We start from the raw sequence: 7500 nt of genomic DNA on the forward strand, positions 1-7500 counted from the left end.
CCTGGGGCTGTAGTCGGTCCCAAGGGTTGGGCTGTTCGCCCATTAAAGCGGTACGCGAGCTGGGTTCAGAACGTCGTGAGACAGTTCGGTCCCTATCCGTCGTGGGCGTAGGAAATTTGAGAGGAGCTGTCCTTAGTACGAGAGGACCGGGATGGACGCACCGCTGGTGTACCAGTTGTTCTGCCAAGGGCATAGCTGGGTAGCTATGTGCGGAAGGGATAAGTGCTGAAAGCATCTAAGCATGAAGCCCCCCTCAAGATGAGATTTCCCATAGCGTAAGCTAGTAAGATCCCTGAAAGATGATCAGGTTGATAGGTTCGAGGTGGAAGCATGGTGACATGTGGAGCTGACGAATACTAATAGATCGAGGACTTAACCATATAATATGTAGCAAATGTTATCTAGTTTTGAAGGAATATGCCTTCATAGTTTGGTGATGATGGCAGAGAGGTCACACCCGTTCCCATACCGAACACGGAAGTTAAGCTCTCTAGCGCCGATGGTAGTTGGGACCTTGTCCCTGTGAGAGTAGGACGTCGCCAAGCAACTTTAAGACGAGTCAGAATGACTCGTCTTTTTTGTATGCTTTCATACCTCTATCAATTGCATTTTTAACCCCTTCTAAATAAGAAAATCCATATTTTTTATCTGGCTCTAAGTAAGTTCCTTCCGCCCACTCGTTCCATGCGTTAATAAATAAAAACTCGCTGTTATAAAAAGAGTAAGTACGATGAATTTGCTTGCTTAAATATATGGTGAACTTTTCAGGGGTAGAACCTACAAAGATGCTGCTATTCGCGTTTTTACGTCTTGCAGTATTATCCCAATCAACAAAAGCCCCGGGAAATGTTTTTTTCTTTGGGAGCGATCGTTGTAATATATACATCCATACTTTATCGTAGTCCCAAACATTTAATTGCATATCAGAATCATATATTACCTTATTTATGTCTGAAGAGCTATCATGGGCAATTGTATAGAAAGGTTCAAACTGAATGCTGGCATCGAATCCATTTATATTAGGTAGTGGAAAACTGTTTAATGTTTCAGCAAAGTATATACCTTTTAAACCATTTTCTCGCGCTAATGCATTCCAGTAATTAAGCATTTTTTCACAATCAGGAATATGTCCTGGACGATAAATAATGAATAGAGGTTTATCATCTATATAAATATATCTCTCATCTTGGAAAGCCTGTAATAAATAATCAAAGTGTTCCTTCCAATCAGATATATCTCCGTAGTCTTGAGGCATTAATATATGTTTATCGAGACCATCCCAAGATTTTGTCCATGGTTCATTTGCCCAAGAAAGACAAAAAGGGAAGTCAGGTTCCTTCATCTTTAGTACCTCATTAAAGGGTGTTTCTAATAGTCTTTTTCCCTTAAACCAGTAATGATAATAACAAAAACCATATATACCGTATGCTTTAGCGATTTCCGCTTGCCACTTTCTTACGGAGGGGGTAGTTAAGTCGTAATAAAAATCTTGATAAGGTTCCCTAGGTTGATAATGTCCTGAAAATAAAGGTTGTGCACTTTTAGTATTTGTCCATTCAGTAAATCCTTTCCCCCACCATCGATCATTTTCTTTAATTTGATGGAATTGTGGTAAGTAAAAAGCGATTATTTTCAAGTTATATCCCCCTCATGTTTTTCGTAGTTCAAGTGTTGGGAAGTTATTCTTGATTTGGTGAAGCAATTTTAAAATAAGAGATATGTTATCTGTTTACTTTCTTTTTATGGTATGTATTGGATTTTTTTAAGCTTACTTAATAAGAGAGTATTAGGTAATTTGATATATAGCTGAAATAGAAAGTGCTTTTCGTCATGAAATTTATTACGTTAAATGAAAGGAATTAAATTTTTTGAAGGACAAAGAGGGCCTGTGGTAATCGATTTACATCATCAAAAAAGTCTTGTAGCTTTAAATATTTCTCATAATGATTTTCAATATAAGTCCTAGGTATAACAGTTTCTCCGTAAAAACTACTATTTCTAACATCTCCTGCACCAGTAGGACTGTGAACAAATTTGCCGTTTTCATAATCCGAGATGGCGCGATGTATATCTGGAAAAGCTTGAGATAAAGTTTTATGCCATCCTGTTTGAATTAATTCAGGATGTTCTTGGAATTGTTGACAAAAATCAAGAAAATAGCGCGCTTGTGTTGTTGCGATGAAGATTCCACCAGGGCGAAGAACTCTTGAAAATTCTTTTACCCAATTTTCGGCAGTTGCTTCGGATAAATGTGAGAACACAGAATAAGCGAATATGATATCTAATGAATTGTCACTAATAAATTCTACAGGGGGATGTGGACTTGCTGTTTTATATATCCCTCTTCCTAGTGTTTCATTACAAAGTGTGATCATCGCAGGATCGACATCAATGCCAAGTAAATTTTGATCAGAGGCATCTTTAAATAAGAAGCGTATAATTCTTCCCCATCCGCAGCCGAAGTCTAAAACTTTACTTTCTTTATTCAAGGGAACCCCTAAATTTTGGGCGTATTCTTTTATATGTCTATAAAACAAATATGCTTCGTAAAGAGCATGTTCATAGGAAGCACCTACAAATTGTTTTTGAATTTCTTCAGGAGGAAACCTAGGTACGGGAACCCCATTTATCGTTGTTTGTGAACAACTTTGTATAAATAAATTTAGAAGTTCGACATCAGATAGTGAATTAACAAGATGATCAAAATCACTTCCTAACTTAAATTTATTCATTTGTTAAACCTCCGAATTATATAGTGATTAAACTTTATTTTCTTGCTTTTTACTAATAAAAACATGTAAAAATTCAGCATCTAACCCTAGTGACCTATCCTTTTGTAAATAAACAATGGTATACATGTTTGCGTGTGTATAAATATATTCAATCATATCCTGCCCCCAATCGAACGTTACTAAAGATCCATTCTCATCAATAGGGTTTCCATGATAAATGGGCTCTTCAATATATTCAATCACCTCTTGATTCATTCTTGCTCTTTGCACAGTTTTTGTGAGTGTATGATACCAAGGGACAGTAAATACATGAGCACCGCCAGGTTTTAATACTCGTTCTATTTCTTTAAAGGCTTTGTTTGGCATCATTACATGCTCAAAAACGTCTTGAGTAATGAATAAATCAAAAGATTCATCTTCAAAAGTCATGTCTTCTAAGTTCTCACATCTAATACCTTGAAAGTATTGGCCAAGAGGATAATTTCTAAAGTATTGAGAATAAGTATAGTTTTTACAGTTTTTTAATAGTAGCTGAGTTGTAATTCCTCCAGGAGAGGATTCGTGGATACTATAGGAATCCCATTTTGGAAAAAATGTATGCAAAGCATGGATTAAAGCTCGCTGCCTTGGTATAGAGTTACATGTAGAACATAAATAATGATCTCTAAGCCAATCATTATGCTCTATAAATGTAGCTTTCTTTTCGCAAATAACGCAGTACCCATTATTGTGTTTCAAATTGATTTCCACACGACATCCCTCCTATGTTAAATGCAATCTATTTATGGAAAGTATGATACACGTCAACAATCAGCGAAATCAAAGGGGGAATGGGTGAAAGTTAGGTATTTTTTAAAATTGCGATTAGGAGAAGGGAATAATCAGTTGAAGAGAACCCCCAATCGAATTAAAGTTTCACTTTATGCTATGCGATGCATCAGCTTTTATTCATGGGAAAATGTATAGACTTAAAATATCCCTTTCGTGTATGGGTACATTTCAAAATCCTGTGCGTATATTTCTGTAACTAAATCCATAGTTTCTTTATCATAAAAGCTTTCGTATGTTGGAAATCGTGGGAAGTCTGTATCTGTAATGCTAAGTTCTGCATAGCTCCCTGCATAAATCATCTTGTGTGCGCGATGATGATCTGAATTTGTAAGAAGTGCTAAAGGGGATTTTATCAAATCGTACGTGTGTTCTAGTTTGGTGATTTGTGTATTAAAATCTTCTAAAGGAATATAACATTGGATGAAGTTTTCTTCACCAGGGACGTATTGTTGACTAAAATGTATATCTAACGCTAGAGAATTGGAGCCGAATGCCTGAACGTAATATAAAAATTGTTTAAATGATATTCCTTGATTACTATATTTGTCATTATAAAAATAATGACGGATACTTTCCCATTGAGGGCTAGCATATGGGTTGTCAGCAAGTAATAGAAATGAGCTGACAGCCCTTGTATAGGGATTTCGCACAAGTTTACAAACATCCTTTTTACCCTCTAGAAGACCATTTTGTAACTCGGGTATGTAATTTGTATTGTTCTTATACACCCAGAACTCATAGTAATGAATAAAGTTATTGTATTTCTTTGCTTCAGTAAATAATCCGATTTGAAAAAAGAACCAATTAGCTAACGCGGTGCATCCGCTTCTATGACTCCAAAATAGTATAATCGGAAAGTCTTTATGGTAATGTGGAATTCGATCTTTATGTAGAATTACATGATTTAAAAGTTCTTGATTTATATTTTTCATGAGTTCAGCACTCCTTTTTGGGAAATTTGTGTATGTAGACGTTTTTTTTATGGGTTAAACAAGTGAGGATTGTTTATTAAATATATTCATGGGGATGAGTAAATATTATGAGTGTTTTTGCAGTCAACCTGAATAAGGAAGCTATTCTAAAATGAAAATAGAAAATAAAGATAATGAAAATTTATAACAAACATACAATGATAAGAAGATGAATAATCGAAATGATCCAGTTTATTTGTGTATATTTTTAGGTTTGACGACGGGAAAAATTTATTACTAGAGAGATGATATTATGAGGAAGAATAATTATTTAATAGTAGGTGGAAATAGTTTCATTGGTATCAACCTCGCATTGGGTTTATTGGAACAGGGGCAAAATGTAAAAGTATTTTCCAGACATATAAATAATTTTCCTCAAAATATTATAAGTGAAGTTGAATTTATTAAAGGTGATTTAGAAAATGTTGAGGATATATATAAGGCTTTAGTGAATATAGATATTATTATTTATTTAGCTGCGACGTCTAACGTAGCAACTTCAATTGAAGATGTTTTCGGTGATATTAATAGCAGTCTATTTTTTCTTAATTTCATGGAAAGTGTTAAAGATTTTCGTATTAAAAAAATTATATTAGCTTCTTCGGGAGGCACAGTTTATGGTGAACCTGAATATTTGCCTATTGATGAGAAACATCCATTAAGACCACTTTCCCCGTATGGAATAACAAAAGTTTCGCTGGAGAATTATTTGTACTTTTATAAGAGAAAATATGGAATAGATTATGTTGTATGTAGATATTCTAATCCGTATGGAAAATACCAAAACCCCTTAAAAAAAGTTGGGGCGATAAATTGTTTTTTGTACCAGCATCTCAGTAATGAAAGGATTCATATATATGGGAATCCAGAGGAGATTATTAGAGATTATATTTATATCGATGATTTAGTTGAAATTACTATACAACTAGCACAATTAAATCAATTGAAATCTTGCGTATATAACATAGGGAGTGGCAAAGGTCTTTCTTTAAAACGAATTATAGTGGAATTAGAGAAAATAACAGAAAGAAAAGTGGATTTTATCTGTTACAAACAAAAACAAGAGAACGTTCAAAAAATCATTTTAAATATTGATAAGGTAAAACAAGAATTGAATTGGGAACCTAAAATAGATTTTAAACATGGGATTAGATTAAATAAGCTATGGATTGAAGAGTTCTTATATAGTAAAAAATAATAACCCACACTCTACTTGTATAAGCAGAGCGTGGGTTATTATTTTGCTTCTTTTTCTATAACCCAAAGGTCTTGATGTTCCCACCAAAATCCTTCAGTATACTTTTTGATAATTGGGTTATGGGGTAATAATTTAATTTTGTCACACACGTAAGAGGGACTAACTATCGTTTGTCCGTATTGATTCACATCTAAATCGAATTGTTCACTAGAAGAGAGAAACCAATAGCCCTTTTCATTTAAATTTGGAAACCCGAAGTATTTTTTGCTTTGATAGCCATGGGTTGTGAAAATGAATAAACCACCAGGTGAAACAGCGTTATACAATGTTTGCAGCCAACGAAACCAAGTTGTATCAGGCATATGAGAGAAAAAGGATAGACAAAAAACGATATCGTACGTAGAGGAGTCCAATTTTAACTGTTCAGGCTCAGGATGAGATAATATAGAAGAATTATTTAATTTGTTTTCAATAAAGGAAATAGCCTCTTCGTGTATATCGCAAGCGGTTATACTCAAATTCGCTTGTAGATTTAATAAATGACGTGTTACGCAGCCGTATCCGGATGCAAATTCTAACAATTTAATTGGATTGCCTGTAGGAGGATAAAGGGAAGTAATTAAGTTTAAGAGTATTTGTGCTGAGTTTTGCCCATCTTTAAAGTAGTAATCTATCGCTTCTTTTTTTGATGGGAAGATGGGATTAGTGACAATGAACTGAAAGATATGATCCTCAGGATGGATACTTGCATTTACATTATAGTTGTGTGCGATTTGAGAAATTAAATCTTTATGTTCCTCTATAAAGTCTTTCAAAGAGTATTCCTCCCTTAAGTAATAGTAGCAACTTACAAGAGATATTGATGGCATAGAAAGCACATGTTTAAATTTTTAAGTATGCTTTAAGATGCTTTCTATATGTATACATTTTCATTTTAGAAATGTCGTCGATAGTAAATCTTTCTTTAATGAAATTTTGCATTTGTACAACTTCATTGTAATGGGAGTATGAATCTTCTGTTCTCGTTACGCTATTTAAATGTCGTCTATGATAGTTTAAGGGGGATGGATTGAAGTAAATATCTCCCTCTGTAAGAAGAGAAACATAGAAAAACCAATCACCAGCTATTTTGAACTTCTCTAACTGTTTTTCTGTTTTCTTCATATCTATATTTTTAAAAACTACACTTGAAACATTAGGTATAGTGTTTTTGATAAGTAACGTATCTTGTATTTCTTCGACGCCTTTTCGAAAATAGGGGCCTTTCCATTTTTCTTTATCGATATCATTTGTGTAATTTAAATAATGATTAGCCAATACATTTCCTTGTTCATCAATTTGTTTTGATTGTGTGTAACTTAAGGTAATATTGTTATTTATATAAAACCCCTGTATCACCTCTTGTAAAAATGTCTTATCGCATAAGTCATCGGCCTCTGCGATCCAAATATAATCACCAGTTGCTGCAGAGACTCCTTTTATCCATTGTTTAAATACGGAACCAGAGTTTTTATCATTAATAATCTGTTGAACCTTCAGGTGGGGCTTATTTTCTTTTGAGAGCAGCTTTTTAAAAGTTGATACGCTATGATCAGTGGAGGCATCGTCTAAGAAAATTAGTTCGTAAAGAGGGTAGGTTTGGTTTAAGATTGATTCGATTCGAGCAGGTAAGTATTTTTCATAATTATAGTTCGGTATGATTACACTTATCTTTTTGTAATTATGTTCGAGAAGATCTAGTAATTGATAAATGTAATTAAGAAAATTG

The 7500-nt window shown here is 34.0% G+C and carries 7 protein-coding genes and 2 rRNA genes (2 of these 9 only partly in view); 3 read left to right on the top strand and 6 right to left on the bottom strand.

The genetic code is table 11. The annotated features are described in order from the left end of the window. Nucleotides 1-380, top strand: a 23S ribosomal RNA gene (locus tag C3Y97_RS01630); it begins 2542 nt to the left of the window's first position. Nucleotides 381-429: 49 nt separating this feature from the next. Further along, nucleotides 430-545, top strand: a 5S ribosomal RNA gene (gene rrf / locus C3Y97_RS01635). A gap of 14 nt (nt 546-559) precedes the next feature. Here rrf and C3Y97_RS01640 read toward each other — a convergent pair. The 4 genes from C3Y97_RS01640 to C3Y97_RS01655 form a co-directional block, all read right to left on the bottom strand. Next, the gene (locus C3Y97_RS01640) at nt 560-1636 is read right to left on the bottom strand and encodes a glycosyltransferase WbsX family protein (RefSeq protein WP_000690976.1); all 1077 of its coding nucleotides are present in this window, start codon (nt 1634-1636) and stop codon (nt 560-562) included. A 223-nt stretch (nt 1637-1859) separates the two neighbouring features. Beyond that, nucleotides 1860-2732: a class I SAM-dependent methyltransferase gene (locus C3Y97_RS01645; RefSeq protein WP_001031897.1), complete on the bottom strand. Its 873-nt coding sequence runs from the start codon at nt 2730-2732 to the stop codon at nt 1860-1862. A gap of 27 nt (nt 2733-2759) precedes the next feature. Next, nucleotides 2760-3482, bottom strand: a complete 723-nt coding sequence (locus tag C3Y97_RS01650) for a class I SAM-dependent methyltransferase (protein ID WP_000405121.1) — start codon at nt 3480-3482, stop codon at nt 2760-2762. A 218-nt stretch (nt 3483-3700) separates the two neighbouring features. Then, nucleotides 3701-4495, bottom strand: a complete 795-nt coding sequence (locus C3Y97_RS01655; protein ID WP_016125341.1) for a sulfotransferase family 2 domain-containing protein — start codon at nt 4493-4495, stop codon at nt 3701-3703. A gap of 292 nt (nt 4496-4787) precedes the next feature. Between C3Y97_RS01655 and C3Y97_RS01660 the strand changes: the two genes are divergently transcribed. Then, the gene (locus C3Y97_RS01660; protein ID WP_001230820.1) at nt 4788-5732 is read left to right on the top strand and encodes an NAD-dependent epimerase/dehydratase family protein; all 945 of its coding nucleotides are present in this window, start codon (nt 4788-4790) and stop codon (nt 5730-5732) included. Nucleotides 5733-5770: 38 nt separating this feature from the next. Here the strand turns inward: C3Y97_RS01660 and C3Y97_RS01665 are convergent, their stop codons facing one another. Together C3Y97_RS01665 and C3Y97_RS01670 are read right to left on the bottom strand one after the other, a co-directional pair. Next, nucleotides 5771-6547 (bottom strand): class I SAM-dependent methyltransferase, encoded by a 777-nt coding sequence (locus C3Y97_RS01665; protein WP_000651230.1) that lies wholly within the window; start codon nt 6545-6547, stop codon nt 5771-5773. A 67-nt stretch (nt 6548-6614) separates the two neighbouring features. Continuing rightward, nucleotides 6615-7500, bottom strand: the 3' portion of a protein-coding gene (locus tag C3Y97_RS01670) for a glycosyltransferase (protein ID WP_136362973.1). Its footprint extends 1046 nt past the window's final position; only the last 886 of its 1932 coding nucleotides appear in the window; its start codon lies beyond the right edge, outside the window; it ends in the stop codon at nt 6615-6617.

The organism is Bacillus sp. DU-106 (assembly GCF_004799705.1).
Lineage (GTDB): Bacteria > Bacillota > Bacilli > Bacillales > Bacillaceae_G > Bacillus_A > Bacillus_A cereus.

Bases quoted from the DNA above. Each gene is read 5' to 3' on its own strand.
- C3Y97_RS01645 (WP_001031897.1), bottom strand. From the start codon at position 2,732: ATGAATAAATTTAAGTTAGGAAGTGATTTTGATCATCTTGTTAATTCA.
- C3Y97_RS01655 (WP_016125341.1), bottom strand. From the start codon at position 4,495: ATGAAAAATATAAATCAAGAACTTTTAAATCATGTAATTCTACATAAA.
- C3Y97_RS01660 (WP_001230820.1), top strand. From the start codon at position 4,788: ATGAGGAAGAATAATTATTTAATAGTAGGTGGAAATAGTTTCATTGGT.